General features: G+C 64.7%; 1 protein-coding gene. It reads left to right on the forward strand.

The window, feature by feature from the left end:
• On the forward strand, window positions 1-538 hold a 538-nt coding region (locus CKO31_RS26425), incomplete at both ends, for a molybdopterin dinucleotide binding domain-containing protein (protein ID WP_274607826.1).

Genomic DNA, 538 nt, shown 5'->3' on the forward strand with positions numbered 1-538 from the left:
GTCTAGGGATGGCGGAGCAATTCTGGCACGGTGATCTGCAGGCGTCTTGGGCGGCAATCGCGGAAGGCCTGCCGGAGGAAATTCGCGAGGAGGTCTACAGCAACCCGGAAGGCGTCACGGTATATGCCGAGGCGATAGACGGGCTCGTCGAAGACGGCTATCTGGATGCCGAGCGCCTGTACCGACTGCGCGGGTTCCCGACCGCCAGCGGCAAGATCGAGTTCGATTCGTCGGAGCTGACCCAGGCCGGCCATGACGGCTTGCCCAAGTATTGCGAGCCGGTGGAGAGTCCAATTGCTACGCCGGGCTTGGCGGCTCAATACCCCCTGGTGCTGACGTCGGGGGGGCGGATGAAATTCTTCACCCATTCTCAACAGCGCAATGCGCCCAGCGCCTTGGCGGGAGACCCGCGCCCGCGGGTTCAGATCCATCCGACCGATGCCGCGGCGCGCGGCATTGGCGATGGCGATGAGGTAGTGGTAGGCTCGCCACGCGGAGAGGTGCGGTTTTGGGCCGAGGTTACGGAGGCGATCAAGCC

Source organism: Thiohalocapsa halophila (genome assembly GCF_016583825.1).
Lineage (GTDB): Bacteria > Pseudomonadota > Gammaproteobacteria > Chromatiales > Chromatiaceae > Thiohalocapsa > Thiohalocapsa halophila.